General features: G+C 69.9%; 18 protein-coding genes. 16 read left to right on the top strand and 2 right to left on the bottom strand.

The window, feature by feature from the left end; translation table 11 throughout:
• Position 1 precedes the first annotated feature (1 nt).
• Both A4F85_RS15750 and A4F85_RS15755 read right to left on the bottom strand, forming a co-directional pair.
• Positions 2–688 (bottom strand): flavin reductase family protein, encoded by a 687-nt coding sequence (locus tag A4F85_RS15750; protein WP_046986902.1) that lies wholly within the window; start codon positions 686–688, stop codon positions 2–4.
• 39 nt (positions 689–727) lie between these two features.
• Positions 728–1,186, bottom strand: a complete 459-nt coding sequence (locus A4F85_RS15755) for a VOC family protein (RefSeq protein ID WP_012203712.1) — start codon at positions 1,184–1,186, stop codon at positions 728–730.
• A 152-nt stretch (positions 1,187–1,338) separates the two neighbouring features.
• On the opposite strand from A4F85_RS15755, the gene A4F85_RS15760 reads away from it, so the two are divergent.
• The 16 genes from A4F85_RS15760 to A4F85_RS15835 all read left to right on the top strand — a co-directional run bounded on the left by A4F85_RS15760 (position 1,339) and on the right by A4F85_RS15835 (position 18,954).
• Positions 1,339–1,911, top strand: coding sequence for a MarR family winged helix-turn-helix transcriptional regulator (locus A4F85_RS15760; protein ID WP_016454129.1), 573 nt, complete (start codon positions 1,339–1,341; stop codon positions 1,909–1,911).
• 267 nt (positions 1,912–2,178) lie between these two features.
• Positions 2,179–2,994: a MetQ/NlpA family ABC transporter substrate-binding protein gene (locus A4F85_RS15765; protein WP_016449091.1), complete on the top strand. Its 816-nt coding sequence runs from the start codon at positions 2,179–2,181 to the stop codon at positions 2,992–2,994.
• A gap of 47 nt (positions 2,995–3,041) precedes the next feature.
• Positions 3,042–3,848 (top strand): MetQ/NlpA family ABC transporter substrate-binding protein, encoded by an 807-nt coding sequence (locus A4F85_RS15770; protein ID WP_013803953.1) that lies wholly within the window; start codon positions 3,042–3,044, stop codon positions 3,846–3,848.
• A 23-nt stretch (positions 3,849–3,871) separates the two neighbouring features.
• A complete protein-coding gene (locus A4F85_RS15775) occupies positions 3,872–5,065 on the top strand; it encodes a methionine ABC transporter ATP-binding protein (RefSeq protein WP_063327108.1) in 1,194 nt (397 codons plus the stop codon).
• On the top strand, positions 5,037–5,699 hold the full coding sequence (locus A4F85_RS15780) for a methionine ABC transporter permease (RefSeq protein WP_012203707.1): 663 nt from the start codon (positions 5,037–5,039) through the stop codon (positions 5,697–5,699). The genes A4F85_RS15775 and A4F85_RS15780 overlap by 29 nt, the downstream gene beginning before the upstream one ends.
• An 83-nt stretch (positions 5,700–5,782) precedes the next feature.
• Entirely contained in the window at positions 5,783–7,075 is a 1,293-nt protein-coding gene (locus tag A4F85_RS15785) for an SfnB family sulfur acquisition oxidoreductase (RefSeq protein WP_063327109.1), read from the top strand.
• 5 nt (positions 7,076–7,080) lie between these two features.
• Positions 7,081–8,358 carry an SfnB family sulfur acquisition oxidoreductase gene (locus tag A4F85_RS15790; RefSeq protein ID WP_063328001.1) on the top strand — a complete coding sequence of 426 codons (1,278 nt, stop codon included), beginning with the start codon at positions 7,081–7,083 and terminating at the stop codon, positions 8,356–8,358.
• A gap of 25 nt (positions 8,359–8,383) precedes the next feature.
• Entirely contained in the window at positions 8,384–9,208 is an 825-nt protein-coding gene (locus A4F85_RS15795) for a MetQ/NlpA family ABC transporter substrate-binding protein (RefSeq protein ID WP_012203704.1), read from the top strand.
• Positions 9,209–9,233: 25 nt separating this feature from the next.
• Positions 9,234–10,598, top strand: coding sequence for an LLM class flavin-dependent oxidoreductase (locus A4F85_RS15800; protein ID WP_063327110.1), 1,365 nt, complete (start codon positions 9,234–9,236; stop codon positions 10,596–10,598).
• A gap of 88 nt (positions 10,599–10,686) precedes the next feature.
• On the top strand, positions 10,687–11,997 hold the full coding sequence (locus tag A4F85_RS15805; protein WP_063327111.1) for an acyl-CoA dehydrogenase family protein: 1,311 nt from the start codon (positions 10,687–10,689) through the stop codon (positions 11,995–11,997).
• A 271-nt stretch (positions 11,998–12,268) separates the two neighbouring features.
• Complete coding sequence (gene msuE / locus A4F85_RS15810; protein WP_012203701.1) at positions 12,269–12,898, top strand: FMN reductase; 630 nt, start codon at positions 12,269–12,271, stop codon at positions 12,896–12,898.
• Positions 12,895–14,076, top strand: a complete 1,182-nt coding sequence (locus tag A4F85_RS15815) for an acyl-CoA dehydrogenase family protein (protein WP_063327112.1) — start codon at positions 12,895–12,897, stop codon at positions 14,074–14,076. The genes msuE and A4F85_RS15815 overlap by 4 nt, the downstream gene beginning before the upstream one ends.
• Positions 14,077–14,085: 9 nt before the next feature.
• On the top strand, positions 14,086–15,246 hold the full coding sequence (locus tag A4F85_RS15820) for a sigma 54-interacting transcriptional regulator (RefSeq protein WP_063327113.1): 1,161 nt from the start codon (positions 14,086–14,088) through the stop codon (positions 15,244–15,246).
• Positions 15,243–16,397, top strand: a complete 1,155-nt coding sequence (gene ssuD / locus A4F85_RS15825) for an FMNH2-dependent alkanesulfonate monooxygenase (protein ID WP_012203698.1) — start codon at positions 15,243–15,245, stop codon at positions 16,395–16,397. The genes A4F85_RS15820 and ssuD overlap by 4 nt, the downstream gene beginning before the upstream one ends.
• A gap of 101 nt (positions 16,398–16,498) precedes the next feature.
• Complete coding sequence (locus tag A4F85_RS15830) at positions 16,499–17,413, top strand: LysR family transcriptional regulator (protein WP_012203697.1); 915 nt, start codon at positions 16,499–16,501, stop codon at positions 17,411–17,413.
• Positions 17,414–17,580: 167 nt separating this feature from the next.
• Positions 17,581–18,954 carry an SLC13 family permease gene (locus A4F85_RS15835; protein ID WP_012203696.1) on the top strand — a complete coding sequence of 458 codons (1,374 nt, stop codon included), beginning with the start codon at positions 17,581–17,583 and terminating at the stop codon, positions 18,952–18,954.
• The last annotated feature ends 33 nt before the right edge of the window (positions 18,955–18,987 follow it).

The raw sequence follows: 18,987 nt of genomic DNA on the forward strand, positions 1-18,987 counted from the left end.
TTCAGCGCGCGGCGGGGCCATCGTCGGCCCAGGCCAGGTAGCCGTCGGACACGCCCTGGCGCTGCATGGCATCCCACTGCGCCACCGAAGGCGTGGGCATCTGGAAGGCATCGCCCACGCGGCCATACCAGCCGGGGTTCTGCAGCCGCGCGATCAGCTCCATGGGCGCGGGGTCGAAGTACATGAGCTCGCCATCGACCACGGCCGCATCCATGACATGGGCGGCCAGCACGTCGGCCAGCACCAGGCTGCGCACGCCGTCGATATCGATGATCTGGCGCACGCGGCACTCGAAGGACGCAGGGCTGTCCACGATGCGCGGCGCCTTCACCCGCCGTGCATCGCCCAGGACCAGGCCGGCCTGGGCCGACTCGTCCACCTGCGCGCCGAACTCTATGGCCGTCACCGCCATGCGGCGCGCCAGCGGCTCGGACACCAGGTTCACCACGAACTCGCCCGTGGCCGCGATGTTGCGCGCCGTGTCCTTGAGCACGCCCTGGCGCGAGCCTATGCACACGCACAGCAGCGGCGGATCGCCCGACATGGCGTTGAAGAAGGAAAACGGCGCGACGTTGACCGTGCCGTCCCCGTCCACCGAGCTGATCCAGGCGATGGGACGGGGCAGAACCAGGGAGTGCAGGATGTTGCTGCGCTGTTCGCTGTTGAGCGATTGCATTTCAAAGTACATGGGAATCCGGAGGGGAAGGGAAAAAGGAAGGGCGTCGCGTCACTCGTTGCCGGCGCGCGCCGCGTCCTGCTCGGCCTGGGCGATGCCCGGGGCGCGCGCATTGGACTGGTGCAGTTCCACCAGGTTGCCGGCCGGGTCGCGCAGGAACAGCTGCTTGAGGCTGGGCGATGCCACGTTGTCCAGCGTGAAGTAATCGACGCCGCGCGCCTGCAGCTCCTGCTCGGCGCCGAGGATGTCGTCCACGGCCAGCGCGATGTGGTTGGACACGGGGTCCTTGCCCGGGCCCTGCGCATAGCGCGACGGACCCTCGCTGCCGAGGATGTGCAATTGGCTGCCGTTGGGCAGGTTGATCCAGGAGCCGTAGATGCCGGGGATCTTCCAGCGCGCGGCGTCCTGGGGCAGGTTCAGCACTTCGCGGTAGAAGTCGAGCATGGCGTCGGCCTGGGCGTGGTTGACGCCGAATCCGACATGGTGGAGTTCCAGAACTTTGATGGGCATGGGATGTCCTTGCAGATTTGTGTGCCGCCAAATAATACGCTTAACGTACTATACACAAAGCGTAATATATGAAAGCCGTAAAATCAACCGCCCTTTCTTCTACCGGCTTCAACCCGGCTTCGACCCGGTTTCACCCGCTTCCATCCACTCCCATGAGTCCGCGCAAGACCGCTGCCGCACCGGCCCCCGATTCCACCCCCCTCGCCAACGCCCCCGAAGCGCTGCGCCCGCACCTGGCCCTGATGGCCGAGACCGCGCAGCCCGGCACCGACACGCCGGCCGCCGGCCTGGGCCTGCTGCTGCTGTGGCTGGCCGACGATGTGGAGCAGCGCGCCAACGCGTCGCTGCAGGCGTTCGGCCTGTCCGAGAGCAAGCTCGACGTGCTCATGATCTTCGGCCTGGCCGAGCGCGGGCTGCTGGGCGACACGGTGGTCACACCGTCCTATATCGCCAGCTACGTCGGCGTGACGCGCTCGTCGGTGACGGGCCTGCTGGATTGGCTGGAAAAGCGCTCGCTGCTGGCGCGCAGCCTCAGCCAGGAAGACCGCCGCAGCTTCGACCTGGCGCTCACCGACCAGGGCCGCGAGGTGCTGGCCCGCGCGCTGCCGGCCTTCTGGCGCATGTGCGAGTCCCTGGTCGACTACCTGGACGAGGGCGAGCGCGCCAGCCTGCAGTCCATCCTCTTCAAGGCCTGGACGAGGATGAAGGCGCAACAGGGCGCTTGATCCTGGGAGCGCGGCAGGCTGCCCTGGCTGCCGCAAGCCTGCGCAGCCGGCACGGTGCCATATTTCGCGCGGGCATAAGCTCAATCTTGCTTGTGCAAAATTTCCTTTGCGATCAATGCCTTGCGCCGCGCATGGCTCGCTATAAGGAAATGTGAATTCCGTCGTGGTGCGCGCCGGGGCCGGGTGTTGCAATGCCTTCAGAGGCCATGCCGGCAGGCGCCATGTGGGCGCCGGCGCCGGGCCTGGCCGAGCTGGAGGAACCACGCCTTGCCCACGCGCAGAAACACATTGCTCTGGTCGCTTGCCGCCACGCTGGCGCTGCCCGGCCTTGCGGCGGCCGCCGCGCTGAAGATAGGCGTCACGCCCGGTTCGCTGGCCGACTCCGTGGAGGTCGCCGCCAAGGAGGCGCGCGCCCAGGGGCTGGACGTGCAGGTCATCGAGTTCACCGACTGGACCACGCCCAACACGGCGCTGGCGGCCGGCGACATCGACCTCAACTACTTCCAGCACCAGGCCTTCCTGGACAACGCCATCCGCGAGCGCGGCTATGCCTTCACCAGCGTGGCCACGGGCCTGCTGCCCAACATCGGCCTGTACTCGCTCAAGACCCAGCGCTTTGCCGACCTGAAGGAGGGTGCGCGCGTGGGCGTGGCCAATGACCCCGTCAACCAGGGGCGCGGCCTGCTGCTGCTGGAGAAGGCCGGCCTGATCCAGCTGCGCGAAGGCAAGGGCCCGCGCGCGGGGCTGGACGACATCGTGTCCAACCCGCGCAGGCTGCGCTTTGTCGAGATCGAAGGGCCGCAGCTGGTGCGCGCGCTGGACGATGTGGACCTGGCCCAGGGCTACCCGGCCCACTTCGTCAACGCCGGGCGGCCGCAGGTGGCCGGCAATGCGCTGCTGTATTCGGGCATTGACGACCTGTACTACGCCATCCGCTTCGTCTCGCGCCAGGACAACGCCCGGGACCCGCGCATTGCGCAGTTCGTGCGCATCTACCAGACCTCGGGCGCCGTGCAGGCGCAGATCCACAAGTCATTCGCCGCCAACGACAGGCTGTACAGCCTGCCGTGGCGCAAGCCGTGACGCGGCCCCTTCATGCCTTTTTCGAACCTTTTTTTCCGGAGATCCCGATGAAGCTTTCCCGTGCCCTGATCGCCCCGCTGGCCGCCCTGGCCCTGTTCTCCGCCCACGCTGCCGACAAGCTGCGCATCGGCGTGGTGCCCGGCGCCTACGCCGACTCGGTGGCCGTGGCCGCCAAGGAGGCCAAGGCCCAGGGCATCGATGTGCAGGTGGTGGAGTTCACCGACTGGACCACGCCCAACGTGGCCGTGGACTCGGGCGACCTGGACATCAACTACTTCCAGCACCAGCCCTTCCTGGACAACGCCATCCAGAAGAATGGCTACAAGCTGGCCAGCGCGGGCACGGGCATCCTGGCCAACGTGGGCCTGTACTCGCTCAAGCACAAGGCCATCGCCCAGGTGCCGCAGGGCGGCAAGGTGGGCATTGCCAACGACCCCGTGAACCAGGGCCGCGGCCTGCTCTTGCTGCAGAAGGTGGGGCTGATCAAGCTCAAGCCCGGCGTGGGCTACCTGGGCAGCCTGGACGACATCGTCGAGAACCCCAAGAAGCTCAGCTTCGTCGAGGTCGAGGGGCCGCAGCTGGTGCGCATCACGGGCGACGTGGACATCGCCCAGGGCTACCCGCACTTCATCGTGGCGGCCAAGGCCTTCGATCCGTCCAGCGGGCTTGCATATTCGGGCATCGAGGATGCGCGCTTTTCCATCCAGTTCGTGGTCAAGGCCAACCGCACGCAGGACCCCGTGGTGCAGAAGTTCATCCGCATCTACCAGAACTCCGATGCGGTGAAGGCCGAGGCCCAGCGCGCCTTCTCCAACGACAAGCGCCTGTACAACCTGGCCTGGGTCAAGCCCTGAGCGGCGCGGGGAGGACTTCAGCCATGTCAACCAGCATTGCAGCCAGGCAGCCCCTGGCGGACAGGCCGGCCCACGAGGCGGACAGGCCGGCCCATGACGCGGGCAGGCGCTCATCGGCAGCGGCCGGCACCACGCGGGAATCCATCCGTGGACCCGGCGCCGTGGCCTTCAGCGGCGTGGCCAAGACCTACCAGTCTTCGGCCGGGCCCGTACAGGCGCTGGACGCGATCAGCCTGGAGATCGCGCCGGGCAGCATCTTCGGCATCATCGGGCGCAGCGGCGCGGGCAAGTCCAGCCTGCTGCGCACCATCAACCGGCTGGAGCAGCCCAGCAGCGGCCAGGTGCGGGTCGACGGCGTGGACATCGGCACGCTGGACGAATCGCAACTGGTGCAGCTGCGCCGGCGCATCGGCATGATCTTCCAGCACTTCAACCTGCTGTCGGCCAAGACGGTGCATGACAACGTGGCCCTGCCCCTGCAGGTGGCGGGCCTGCCGCGCGCACGCATCAATGCGCGGGTCAATGAGCTGCTGGCCCTGGTGGGCCTGCAGGAGAAGGCTGGCACCTATCCGAGCCGGCTGTCGGGCGGGCAAAAGCAGCGCGTGGGCATTGCCCGCGCCCTGGCCACCGACCCCGAGATCCTGCTGTGCGACGAGGCCACCTCGGCCCTGGACCCCGAGACCACGCAGTCCATCCTGGAGCTGCTGCGCACCATCAACCGCAAGCTGGGCATTACCATCGTCCTGATCACGCACGAGATGAGCGTGATCCGCGAGATCGCCGACCGCGTGCTGGTGCTGGAGCAGGGCCGCATCGCCGAGCTGGGCGAGGTCTGGAAGGTCTTCGGCAACCCGCAGCACCCGGCCACGCGCGCCCTGCTGGCACCGCTGCAGCACGGCCTGCCCGACGACCTGCGCCAGCGCCTGCTGAGCACCGCGCCCGCAGGCCGCCACGAACGCATCCTGCAGCTGACCTACCGCGGCGAGGACGGGCTGGAGCCCGACTTCCCGCGCATCGCCCAGGCCCTGGGCGGCCGGGTGCGCCTGCTGCATGGCGGCGTGGACCGCATCCAGGGCCATGCCCAGGGGCAGCTGCTGATCGCGCTGGGCGGCGGCACGGCCGCGCATGACTGGCACACATTGACGCAGGGCCCGGCGGCCATTGCGCATGACATCAAGGATCTCGGATATGTCGCTGAATCTGTCCATTCCCATTGAGCGCTACGGCAACGCGCTGGCCGACACGCTGATGATGGTCGGCGTCTCGGGCGGCATCGCGCTGGCGGCGGGCATTCCGCTGGCGGTGCTGCTCATCGTCACCGCGCCCGGCGGCTTCCTGGCCTCGCCTCGCACGCACCGTGCGCTGGGCAGCGTGATCAACGGCTTCCGTGCCACGCCCTTCATCGTGCTGCTGGTGGCGCTGATCCCGTTCACGCGGCTGGTGACGGGCACCACCATCGGCGTGTGGGCGGCCATCGTGCCGCTGGCCATCAGCGCGACGCCGTTCTTCGCGCGCATCGTCGAGGTCAGCCTGCGCGAGGTCGATCCCGGCCTCATCGAAGCCGCCCAGGCCATGGGCTGCCGCAAGTGGGACATCGTGCGCCACGTCTACCTGCCCGAGGCCCTGCCCGGCATCGTGGGCGGCTTCACCATCACCCTGGTGGCGCTGATCAGTTCCTCGGCCATGGCCGGCGCTGTGGGCGCGGGCGGCCTGGGCGACCTGGCCATCCGCTACGGCTACCAGCGCTTCGACACCCAGGTGATGCTGCTGGTGATTGCCGTGCTGATCGCGCTGGTCACCGTGGTCCAGGTGCTGGGCGACCGCTACGTGCGCCGGCTGCGCAGCCGCTGACGCTGAAAACAGGCACCACGCCTTTCCCTCCGGGGCCGCCGCCTGGCGGCCCTCTCCCCACCGACTCAGCAACGAGGCACGGAATGACCACACCGGATGCCCTGGGCGCAGCCTTGCCCGGCAACACACACCACACCCCGGGCGGGGCGCTGCGGCGCCTGCCCCTGCCGCCCTCCACCCCGCACCGCATCACCAGCGAGGCCGAGGCTCTGCAGGCCGCCCAGGCCCTGGCCGATGAATGGCGCGTGGACGCAGCCGCCCGCGACCATGAGCGGCGCCTGCCCTGGCAGGAAATCGAGCGCCACACGGCCAGCGGGCTGGGCGCCATCACCGTGCCCCGCGCCTACGGCGGCCTGGGCGCCTCGTACGAGACGCTGGCCCAGGTCTTCGTCACGCTGTGCGCGGCCGACCCTTCGCTGGGCCAGATTCCGCAGAACCATTTCGCCGTGCTGCAGAACCTGCGGGACATGGGCAGCGAGTCCCAGAAGCGCCGCTGGTTCGCCGACGTGCTGGCCGGCCACCGCCTGGGCAATGCCGGGCCGGAGCGCAAGGGGCGCGCCGCGCATGTGCTGGAGGCCACGGCGCGCCTGTCGCGCGATGCCGATGGCGGCCTGCGCGTCAGCGGCACGCGCTTTTACTCCACGGGCTCGGCCTTCGCGCACTGGGTGCCCTTCCGTGCCCAGGACGAGGAAGGCCGCATCGTGCAGGTCTGGGTGCGGCGCGATGCGCCGGGCGTGACCGTGTTCGACGACTGGGACTCCTTCGGCCAGCGCACCACGGCCAGCGGCAGCGTGCAGTTGGACCAGGTGCAGGTACAGCCCGAGGACGTGGTGCCTGCCTGGCAGTTCGAGGCCACGCCCTCGCTGTCCGGCCCGGTGTCGCAGCTGATCCAGGCCTCCATCGACGCGGGCATTGCCCAGGGTGCGCTGCGCGACGCGGTGGACTTCGTGCGCGACAAGAGCCGGCCCTGGATGGACTCCGGCGTGGCGCGTGCCAGCGACGATCCCCACCTCATCCACGAGGTCGGCCAGCTGCAGATCGAGGTGGACGCAGCCCATGCCGTGCTGCTGGAGGCCGCGCGCACGCTGGATGCGCTTGCTGCAGCGGCTGGTGGCGCGGTGGACGAGCAGGCCACCGCCCAGGCCTCGGTGGCCGTGGCCGAGGCCAAGATCCTCACCACCGAGGCCGCGCTGCAGGCCGGCGAGCACCTGTTCGCGCTGGCCGGCTCCTCGGCCAGCCGCGCTGCCCACCGCCTGGACCGCCACTGGCGCAACGCCCGCGTGCACACGCTGCACGACCCCGTGCGCTGGAAATACCACCTGCTGGGCAACTACCTGCTCAACGGCGCCCTGCCGCGCCGCCACCAGTGGAACTGACCGCCATGACACAGACATCGACCCAAGAGCTGCAGGCCCTGGCCTCCACACCGGGCAGCCAGCCCGCGCCCGCCGCGCCTCCAGCCCGGCCCGCCCACATCATCGGCAGCGAGGCCGAGGCGCTGGAGGCGGCCCGCAGTTTTGCCGCCCTCATCGCCCCCGGCGCGCTGGCGCGCGACCGCGACCGCCTGCTGCCCTGGCAGGAGGTGGAGCAGTTCAGCCAGAGCGGCCTGTGGGGCATCACCATTCCCCGGGAGTACGGCGGCGCGGGCGTGTCCACGGCCACGCTGACCCGGGCCATTGCCCTGATCGCGGCGGCCGATGGCAACTTCGGCCACATTCCGCAGAACCACTACTACTCGCTGGAAGTGCTGCGCGTGGGCGGATCGCCCGCGCAAAAGGCCTTCTTCTATGACCGTGTGCTGCGCGGCGAGCGCCTGGGCAATGCGCTGGCCGAGATCGGCCACCGCGACTTCCAGCGCCGCACGCGGCTGCTGCGCGAGAGCGGCGGCTGGTTCGTGCAGGGGCGCAAGTTCTATTGCACGGGCGCCCTGTTCGCGCACTGGATTCCCACCCTGGTCAGCGCGCAGGAAGAGGCGCCGGGGCAAGGCGAGCGCATGTATCTGGTCTTCATCCCGCGCGATGCGGCCGGCGTCACCGTCACCGACGACTGGGACGGCTTCGGCCAGCGCGTGACGGGCAGCGGCTCGGTGCAGTTCGACCGCGTGCGCGTGGAGCCCGAATGGGTGGTGCCCTTCACCAGTTCCTTCGAGCGGCCCACCACCATCGGCCCCTTCGCCCAGATCATCCATGCCGCCCTGGACGCGGGCATTGGCCACGGCGCGCTGCAGGCCGCCCTGCCCTTCATCCGCGAGCATGCGCGGCCCTGGGTGGACGCGGGCGTGGCCAGCGCCACGCAGGACCCGCTGCTGCTGCAGCAACTGGGCAATGTCCACGTGCGCCTGCGCGCCGCCGATGCCCTCGTGGCCCGCGCGGCCCTGGCCGTGGACGCCGCCCAGCGCGCGCCCACGGACGACAGCGTGGCCGCCGCCTCGGTGGCCGTGGCCCAGGCCAAGGCGCTGAGCACCAGCGCCAGCCTGCTGGCGGGCAGCAAGCTGTTCGAGCTGGCGGGCACGGCCTCCACCCTGGCGGGACAGGGCCTGGACCGCTTCTGGCGCAACGCGCGCACCCACACCCTGCACGACCCCGTGCGCTGGAAATACCACGCCGTGGGCAACTACGTGCTCAACGGCATACGCCCGCCGCGCCATGGCGCGCTCTGACCTTTATCAACGACACAGGAATGCAATGATGACAACGACCTCCCCCACCCTCTGGCCCCGGCTGGCCGCCTTCCTGGGCGCTGCCCTGCTCGCGGGCAGCGCCCTGGCCGCGCCCCTGAAGATCGGCGTGGTGCCGGGCATCTTCGCGGACTCGGTGGAAGCCGCCGCCAAGGAAGCCAAGAAGCAGGGCCTGGACGTGCAGGTGGTGGAATTCACCGACTGGGCCACGCCCAACGTGGCGCTGGACGCGGGCGACATCGACCTCAACTACTACCAGAACAGCAACTACCTGGCCAATGCAGCGCGCAGCAAGGGCTTCAAGTTCACCAGCGTGCAGGCGGGCATCCTGTCCTATCTGGGCCTGTACTCCACGCGCCACAAATCCCTGGCCGACCTGCCCACGGGCGCCAAGGTGGCCATTGCCAGCGACCCCGTCAACGTGGGCCGCGGCCTGCGCCTGCTGCAGCACGCGGGCCTGATCACGCTGCGCCCCGACACCGGGCTGCTGGGCACCCAGGCGGACATCGTCTCCAACCCCAGGAAGCTGCAGTTCGTGGAGATCGAGGGCCCGCAGCTGGCGCGCACCACGCCCGACGTGGACCTGGCCCAGGGATTTCCGTATTTCATCATCGCCTCCAAGGCCTTCGATGCCAGCAAGGGCCTGGCCTACACCAGCTACGAGGACGACTCCTGGGCCATCCAGTTCGTGGCCCGCAGCGACCGCGCGGCCGACCCGCGCATCGCCCGCTTCCTGGACATCTACAAAAACTCCGACGTGGTGCGCAAGACCATCCACGCCTTCTACCTGAACGACCAGAAGCTCTACCGCCTGGCCTGGTTGAAGAACTGACGCAACGGACTGCAGGACCCGCCCCATGACGCAAGCCAAGCGCCACATCCACGTCAACGCCTTCAACATGAACTGCGTGGGCCACATACACCACGGCCTGTGGACCCATCCGCGCGACCGCTCCACCGAGTACGGCACGCTGGCCTACTGGACCCACATCGCCAGGGTGCTGGAGGAAGGCCTGTTCGACGGCATCTTCATCGCCGATGTGATCGGCTACTACGACGTCTACCAGGGCGGCGTGGACCTGACCCTGCGCGAAGGCATACAGCTGCCCGTCAACAACCCCTGGCTGCTGGTCTCGGCCATGGCGGCGGTGACGCGGCACATCGGTTTCGGCCTCACGGCCACCGTGGGCGCGCACCAGCCCTATACCTTCGCGCGCGACGTGACCACGCTGGACCAGCTGACCAACGGCCGCATCGGCTGGAACATCGTCACCGGCTATGTGGACAGCGGCGCGCGCGGACTGGGCCAGAACGGCCTGGCCGAGCACGACAGCCGCTACGACCGGGCCGACGACTTCCTGGAGCTTTCCTACAAGCTCTGGGAAGGCAGCTGGGAAGAGGGCGCCGTGATCGCCGACAAGGCGCGGCGCATCCACGCCCTGCCCGGCAAGGTGCACCCTGTGGTGCACGAGGGGCCGTTCTACCGCGCCAACGCCATCCACATGAGCGCGCCCTCGCCCCAGCGCACGCCCGTGCTGTTCCAGGCCGGCACCTCGCCGCGCGGGCTGCGCTTTGCGGGCCGGCATGCCGAGGGCATCTTCATCGGCGCGCGCACGCCCGAGGCCGCGCGCGAGGCCTCGCGCCAGCTGCGCCAGGCCGCCGTGGACGCGGGCCGGCGCCCCGAGGACATCAAGATCTACGCCGGCGTGGCCGTGGTGCCCGGCCGCACCGAGGCCGAGGCGCGCGAGAAATACGCCGACTACCTGGCCCACGCCAGCGCGGAAAGCGGGCTGGCCCACTTTGCCGCCAGCACCGGCGTGGACTTTGCGCAGTACGGGCTGGACGACCCCATCTCCTTCGGCAACACCAACGCCATCCAGTCGGCGGCCCAGGCCGCGCAGAAGCAGGGCTGGACCACGCGGCGCAAGCTGCTGGAGCAGTTCACGCTGGGCAGCCGCTACGCCACCATCGTGGGCGACCCGGCCCAGGTGGCCGACGAGCTGGAGCGCTGGATCGACGTGGGCGAGATCGACGGCTTCAACCTGACGCGCATCGTCGCGCCCGAGACCTGGGAAGACTTCGCCCGCCTGGTCGTGCCCGAGCTGCAGAACCGGGGCCGCTACCGCACCAGCTACGGCGAGGACGCCACGCTGCGCCAGCGCCTGTTCGGCCAGGGCGACCGCCTGCCCGCCAGCCACGCCGCCGCGCGCTGGCGGCGTTGAAGTCCTTAGCCACCCTCCCCCACCGGCCCGTGGCCCGGCCCTGCCTTGCAGGCAGGCCGGGTTGGCGGGCCTTTGAATTTGCAAAGCCATGACCACCACCCTCCCCTGCGCCACCGAGCCTGCGGCCTACGCGGCGCCCGGCCCAACCACAGACGGCACGGCCGATCCCGACGCGCCCTCGCTGCCATCCCTGCAGGCGCGCTTTCGCCCGGTGTTCGACCGCATCGCCCAGGGTGCGGCCGAGCGCGAACGCACGCGCAGCCTGGCCCATGAACCCATCGCCTGGCTGCGTGACAGCGGCTTCACCGCGCTGCGCGTGCCGCGCCGCCTTGGCGGGGCCGGCGCCAGCGTGGAGCAGCTGTTCGCGCTGTGGACCGAGCTGGCCGAGGCCGACTCCAACGTCGCCCAGATCCTGCGCCCGCACTTCGGCTTTCTGGACCGCGTGCTCATCGACCGCGATGCCGCCACTCAGGCCCGCTGGCTGCCGCTGGCCGCGCGCGGCGCCGTGTTCGGCAATGCCACCACCGAGGTGGGCGCAGGCACCCTGGGCACGCTGCAGACCACCCTGGTGCCCGATGCGCAGCCCGGCTGGTGGCGGCTGGACGGGCGCAAGTTCTACAGCACGGGCACGCTGTATGCCGACTGGGTGACCGTGGTGGCGCGCGCGGTGGAGCCGGGCAAGGAAGACCAGACCGTGCACGCCGTCGTGCCCACCTCGGAGGCCGGCGTGCAGCGCTTCGATGACTGGCGCGGCTTTGGCCAGCGCCTGACCGGCTCGGGCACCACCGTGCTCAGCCAGGTGCGCGTGCCCGACGACGCCGTGATCCGCTTCCCGCGCGCCCAGCCCACGCCCCTGGTGGCCTATTTCCAGCTGGCCCACCTGGCCACCCTGGCCGGCATTGCCCGGGCCTTGCAGCGCGATGCCATCGCCTATGTGCAGGCGCGCCGCCGCGTGTTCAGCCACGGCAGCGCCACCCTGCCCAAGGACGATCCGCTGGTGCAGCACATCGTCGGCCAACTGGCCGGCACGGCCTACATCGCAGGCCTGGCCGTGGCCGACGTGGCCGCCGAACTGGGCCGCATCGCGCGCGAGCGCGAGGCCGGGCGCGAGGTGCCGCTGCAGCAGCTGCATGCCCTGGAGCTGCGCACGGCCCAGGCCCAGGTGGCCGTGGTCGATCCCGTGCTGCAGGCGGCCGCGCGGCTGTTCGAGGTGGGCGGCTCCAGCGCCCTGTCCGAAGACCTGGCACTGGACCGCCACTGGCGCAATGCGCGCACCCTGGCCTCGCACAACCCCGTGCTGTACAAGGCCCGCTCGGCGGGCGACATCCTGCTCAACGGCGCCGACCCCATCTACTACTGGCACGTGGGCGTGGCGGGCGTGGCGGCAGTGGCGGGCTGAAGGCCCTTGCGCGGCCGCGCTGCGCAGGGACGAGCGCAGCGGCCGTGCGCATATCGCCAGAACGCATTAGCACATGCCATGCGCCACAAAATTCCCTTCAGAAACAAGCACTTGCCAAGGCACCCAAACCGATAAGCAAATGCGTTAAGTTTCTTTCGCCATACCGGCGTTCGGCCCTGTAATGAAGGCATCCATCCCACCTCATCCGGGCTGGCAGTCTTCGCAAACCGCATGCCGCGCTGCCTCCTGGAACCCACGCCAAGGAGTTTCCATGAGCCGATCGCTGAAGACTGTCATCGTCAATGGCAGCCTGAGCCGCCCCTCCCGCACCCGTGTCCTGCTGGACGCCCTGCATGCCCGCCTGGGCCAGGAGCTGCCGCTGCAGGCACAGGTCATCGACCTGCTGGACCTGCAGCCCCATCTGGGCGCGGCCCTGTCCAAGAACGACCTGCCGCCGGCCACGCTGCAGGCCATCGAAGCCATCGAGCAGGCCGACTTCCTCATCGTCGGCGCGCCGGTCTTCCGCGCCAGCCTGCCGGGCCTGCTCAAGCACCTGTTCGACCTCATCGACCTGGACGCGCTGCAGGGCACGCCCGTGCTGCTGGCCGCCACCGGCGGCAGCCCGCGTCACGCCCTCATCCTGGACCACCAGCTGCGCCCGCTGTTCGGCTTTTTCTCGGCCCTCACCCTGCCCATTGGCGTGTACTCCACGCCCGAGGACATCCAGGACGGCCAGGTCCACAGCGAATCGCTGCGCCAGCGCATCGAGCTGACCGTGCAGCTGTCGGCCCCGGTGCTGCGCGGTGCGCTGCAGCAGCTGGTGCAGGCCCAGGCCCAGGCCGAGGCACAGCGGCCCGTTCCCGAAGCCGCCGACCTGGCTCTGGCCGGGCAGCCCGCGTGAGCCAGGCAGAGGCCGTCCCTGCGGACCCGATAGCCACTGCGCAGGATCTGGCGCAGCGCCTTGCCGCCACGGCGGCCCGGCGCGATGCCGCAGGCGGCACGCCCAAGGCCGAGCGCGATGCGCTGCGCGCCAGCGGCCTGCTGGCACTGAGCATTCCGCGCGATCTGGGCGGCCTGGGCGCGGACTGGGTGCAGACGCTGGAGACGGTGCGCATCCTGGCCACGGCAGACGGCTCGCTGGCCCATGTCTACGGCTTCCAGCACCTGCACCTGGCCACCGTGCAGCTGTTCGGCCAGCCCGCCCAGTGGCAGCCCTGGCTGCTGCAGACGGCGCGCCACCGCTGGTTCTGGGGCAATACGCTGAACCCTCTGGACCGCCGCACCACGGCCACGCGCCAGCCCGGCCACTGGGAGTTCTCGGGCAAGAAGAGCTTTACCTCGGGCGCGCTGGACTCGCAGATGCTGGTGGCCTCGGCCATCGATGCCGACAGCGGCCAGCTGCTGATCGGCGTGGTGCCCACGGAGCGCACGGGCATCACCTTGCTGCGCGACTGGGACAACATGGGCCAGCGCCAGACCGACAGCGGCTCGGCCCTGTTCGAGCGCGTGCGCGTGGAGGCGGCCGAGCTGCTGCTGGACCCCGGCCCGCTGTCCACGCCGCATGCCGCGCTGCGCCCGCTGCTGGCCCAGCTCATCCTGGCCCATCTGTTCCTGGGCATTGCCCAGGGCGCGCTGGAGCAGGCGCGCGGCTACACGCTGAACGAGGCGCGGCCCTGGTTCAAGTCCCCTGCCGATGCGGCCGGCGCAGACCCCCACATCCAGGTGCTGTATGGCGAGCTGTGGGCCGCGCTGGAAGGCGCGCGCCTGCTGACCCTGCAGGCCGCGCAGCGCTTTGACGCCGCCTGGCGCCGGGGCCCGGCGCTGACCGCCCACGAGCGCGGCGAAGTCGCCGTGGCCGTGACGGCCGCCAAGATTGCCACCACGCGCTCGGGGCTGGACCTGTCCAGCCGCATCTTCGAGGCCACGGGCGCGCGCGCCACGCACGCGGCGCTGCGCTTTGACCGCTTCTGGCGCAACCTGCGCACGCAGACGCTGCACGACCCGCTGCACTACAAGCTGCAGGAGCTGGGCGACTGGGTGCTCAACGGAACCCATCCGCAGCCCAGCTTCTACTCGTGACGCCGCGCCATGAACACCCGTCTGCCCACCTGGCCGCCCGGCAAGTCCTCGGCAACACCTGTGCCCGTACCTGCGCCCGCGCCCGCAGCCTCTGCCGCGCACGATGACGGCGCCGCGCCCGCGCCCTGGATACTGCAAGACCCGGCCTCGCAGGCCCTGCTCAAGACCATGGGACAGGTGGCCGCCAGCGAGGCCGGCGTCCTCATCCTGGGCGACAGCGGCGCCGACAAGGAAATGGTGGCCCGCCACATCCACCGCCTGAGCCCGCGCCGCCACGGCCCCTTTGTCGCCGTCAACTGCGGCGCGCTGTCCGAGGCCCTGATCAACGCCGAGCTCTTCGGCCACGAAAGCGGTGCGCTGACGGGTGCCTTCGGCAACCTGCCCGGCCGCTTCGAGGACGCCCACGGCGGCACCCTGCTGCTGGACGAGATCGACGACCTGCCCCTGCACATCCAGAGCAAGCTGGTGCGCGTGCTGCAGGACAAGGCGGTCACCCGCATCGGCGCCAGCCAGCGCACGCCGGCCGATGTGCGCGTGCTCGCGGCCAGCAGCGCGCCGCTGCACACCAAGGTGGCGGCGCGGCGCTTTCGCGAAGACCTGTACTACCTGCTCGATGTCGTCACCCTCACCGTGCTGCCGCTGCGCCAGCGCCCGGCCGACATCCTGCCGCTGGCGCGCCACTTCATCGCGAGCTACTGCCAGCGCATGCGCTACGCGCCCATGGCACTGAGCCAGGACGCGCAGCGCAAGCTGCTGGAACACGACTGGCCCGGCAACAGCCGCGAGCTGGAGAACGTCATCCACCGCAGCCTGCTGCTGACCCAGGGCATGCACATCGGCGCGGGCGACCTGCACATCGCCAGCAGCCAGGGCGAGCCCGATCCCGTCCCCACACGCGAGGCCGAACACGGCGCCCAGGCCGCCGCCGCCGAACTGGCCCTGGGCGAAGCGCTGGACAGCCTGTGCGACGTGCATGCCGAAGGCCTGGAGCAGCACGTGCTGGGCGCCCTGCTGCTCAAGGCCTGGCAGCGCAACCGCGGCAACCAGGTGCAGACCGCGCGCCAGCTGGGCATCAGCCGCAGCGTGGTGCGCGCGCGGCTGCAGCGCCTGGGCCAGGTGCCGGGCGAGGCCGCGCCACCGTCTTTTCCATCGTCCCCGGAGATCCCATGAGCCAAGACCCCCACGCATCGCCAGACATCTTCTGGTTCCTGCCCACCTCGGGCGACACGCGCTACCTCGGCACCTCCGACTTCGGCCGCGCCCCCACCAACGCCTACATGCGCCAGATCGCCGTCACGGCCGAGGAGCTGGGCTACGACGGCCTGCTGATTCCCACCGGCAGTTCCTGCCTGGACCCCTGGGTGGTCGCCTCCAGCCTGGTGCCCGTCACGCAGCGCATCAAGCTGCTGGTGGCCCTGCGCACCTCGCTGGGCGCGCCCGTGTCCAGCGCGCGCCAGGCCGCCACGCTGGACCAGGCCCTGGGCGGGCGCCTGCTGCTCAACGTGGTGCCAGGGGGCGATGCCACCGAGCTGGAGGCCGACGGCATCTTCCTGGCCCACGACGAACGCTATGCCTATGCCGATGAGTTCCTCACCATCTGGCGCCGCCTGCTCGCCGGCGAGGCCGTGGATTTCGACGGCAAATACTTCAAGGTCAAGCAGGGCCGCAACTTCTTTCCCCCGGTGCAAAAGCCGCATCCGCCGCTGTACTTCGGCGGCTCCTCGGACGCCGCCCACGACCTGGCCGCGCGCCAGGTGGACGCCTACCTCACCTGGGGCGAGCCCCCCGCCGCCGTGGCCGAAAAGTTCGCCGACATCCGCCGCCGCGCCGCGCAGCAGGGCCGCCAGGTCCGCCTGGGCGTGCGGCTGCACGTCATCGTGCGCGAGACCAACGAGGAGGCCTGGGCCGATGCCGAGCGCCTGATCAGCAAGCTCACCGACGAGGACATCGCCCGCGCCCAGGCCGGCTATGCGCGCATGGACTCCGTGGGCCAGTCGCGCATGGCCGCGCTGCACGGCGGGCGGCGCGACCGGCTGGAGGTGGCGCCCAACCTCTGGGCCGGCGTGGGCCTGGTGCGCGGCGGCGCGGGCACGGCCCTGGTCGGCGATGCCGCCACCGTGGCCGAGCGCCTGCGCGAGTACGCCGCGCTGGGCGCGGACAGCTTCGTGCTCTCGGGCTACCCGCACCTGGAGGAATCCATCCGCTTTGCCGAGCTGGTCTTCCCCCTGCTCGGCAAGCGGGCCGTCACCACCAGCGACCAGGCCCAGACCGGCGGCGCCTTCGACATCCGCAGCATCCAGCGCAGCCAATCCGCATCGTGAGCCGCCCGGGGCCCCGGCCCCCGGACAGACCGGAGTCTGTGCACGCAACGCGATCAACGCCACAATCCGCCCGTCCCCCACGATGAGAGCGTGACGTTGCCATGAGCCTGAGAATCGATGACGAAATAACCTTCCGCAGACTCGAGGTGCTGCTCGCCTTCCTGGAGACAGGCAATCTCGCCAAGACGGCGGAACGGCTGGAGACCAGCTCGGTCAGCGTGCACCGCGCCCTGCACGCGCTGGAGGCCGGCATGCGCTGCGCCCTGTTCCGGCACGAGGGGCGCAACCTCAAGCCCACCGAGGCAGCGCAGACCCTGGCCGATGTCGCCAGGGAAGTGCTGGCCACCATGTCCGAGGGCATACGCGCCACGCGCGAGGTGGCAGGCTACTCGGCGGACCGCATCCGCATCGGCTCGCTGTACTCCCTGACCAACCGCACCGTGCCGGCGCTGGTGATGGCGCTGAAGCTGCGCCGCCCCGATCTGCAGACCGAACTGGTGCTGGGCTCGAACGCCGGCCTGCTGGAGCGGCTGCGCAACGGAACGCTGGACGCGGCGCTGATGGCCATGCCGGACAACGCCGCCGACATGCAGACGCAGCTGCTGTTCGAGGACGACATTTTCTTTGCCGCGCCCGTGGGCTCGCCCTATGCGCATCTGGCCGAGGTCGATCTGGGCGCCATGGCGCGCGAGAACTTCGTGAGCCTGGGCGAAGGCTTTGCGACCTATGGCGGCTTCATCGAGTCCTTCCGGGTGGCCGGCTTCACGCCCAACGTGGTGATGAAGACGGATGACATCTTCTCGCTGATGAACCTGGTCAGCGGCGGCGTCGGCTACACGCTGCTGCCCGGGCGGGTGCGCGGCGTGATGCCGCAGAAGGTGCAGCTGATACCGCTGCAGGCCAGGTACCTGATGCGCCAGACCATCGTGCTGACCTTTTTGCGCTCCCGCGAACGCGACCCCAACCTGCTGGCCCTGCTCAGCGTGTGCCGGCTCGCGGACGGGCAGCTCGGCTGACCCGCCGTGCCGGGGGCGACAGCCCCGCTTCGCCGGGTTAACCCTTCATTGTTTCTCTCTGCGTAATTGTTGGCGCTCGCGCTTTATTGATGCGCTCCGGGCCGCCGCGTACCGTGCATACCAGCATGCACACGTATTGCAGGCGCATAAAAAACCGGAGACATCGCATGAATTCCCATTGGATATCGATTGGCGCGTTGATAGGCATGTTCGTCCTGGCGACGGCACTGCCCATCAACATGGGCCTGCTGGCCTTTGTCGGGGCCTTCCTGGTCGGCACCCTGGTGGCCGGCATGGGGACCAAGGCCATCATTGGCGGCTTTCCCGCCGACCTGTTTCTGACGCTGGCGGGCATCACCTACCTGTTCGCGCTGGCGCAGAACAACGGAACCATCGACTGGCTGGTCCGCATGGCGGTGCGCGCCGTGCGCGGGCGCATTGCCGCCATACCGTGGATCATGTTCTTCATTGCGGCCCTGCTGACGGCGGTGGGCGCCGTCAGCCCTGCGGCCGTGGCCATCATCGCGCCCATTGCCCTGGGCTTTGCCGCCAAGTACGGCATCAATCCGCTGATGATGGGTCTGCTGGTGATCCATGGCGCGCAGGGCGGCGGCTTCTCGCCCATCAGCATCTACGGCGGCATCACCAACAAGATCGTGGCCAAGGCGGGCCTGCCGCTCAACGAGATGGCCACCATGCTGGCCAGCATGGGGGTCAACCTGGCCGTGGCCGTGCTGCTGTTCTTCCTGATGGGCGGCGCCCGGCTGATGCGCATGAAGGCCGATGCCGATGGCAGCGTGCCCGCCACGCCGCGCGTCTCGCATGCCCAGGGCGGCGCCCAGGTGTATGGCGACGCCGAAGGCGAGGCCCTGTCCGAGGAGCGCAACACGGCTGCACGCTCCAGCGACTCGCTGATGCGCGCCGCCCCTGAACAGGACGCCGCCCCGCAATCGCGCAGCTACCAGGTGGCCACCGTGGTCGGCCTGCTGGCGCTCGCGGTCCTCACCCTGTTCTTCAAGCAGGACATCGGCTTTGTCTCCATCACCATCGGCCTGGTGCTGACGCTGATGGCGCCCAACCTGCAAAAACGCGCGCTGGGCCAGGTGTCCTGGCCCGAGATCATGCTCATCGTGGGTGTCAGCACCTATGTGGGCGTGATGGACAAGATGGGCACCATCGACTTCGTAGGCCACAGCGTGGCGCAGCTGACCTCGCCCCTGGTGGCGGCCTTGCTGCTGTGCTTCGTGGGCGCCGTGGTGTCGGCCTTCGCCTCCTCGACGGCGGTGCTGGGCTCGCTGATTCCGCTGGCCGTGCCCTTCCTGCAGGGTGGCTCCGATGTGAGCGCCGTCGGCTTCATCGCGGCCATGGCCGTGTCCTCGACCATCGTGGATGTCAGCCCCTTCTCGACCAACGGCGCCCTCGTCCTGGCCAATGCCAAGGGCGTGGACCGCGACCGCTTCTTCCGCCAGCTGATGGTCTACGGCGGCCTTGTCACCCTGGTGGCGCCGCTGCTCGTGTGGCTGCTGTTCGTGGTCCTCTAGCCAGGCACTTCGACGGGACGCCCGCCCCCTGCC

It is taken from the genome of Delftia sp. GW456-R20 (assembly GCF_001622915.1).
Classification (GTDB): Bacteria; Pseudomonadota; Gammaproteobacteria; order Burkholderiales; family Burkholderiaceae_C; genus Comamonas; species Comamonas acidovorans.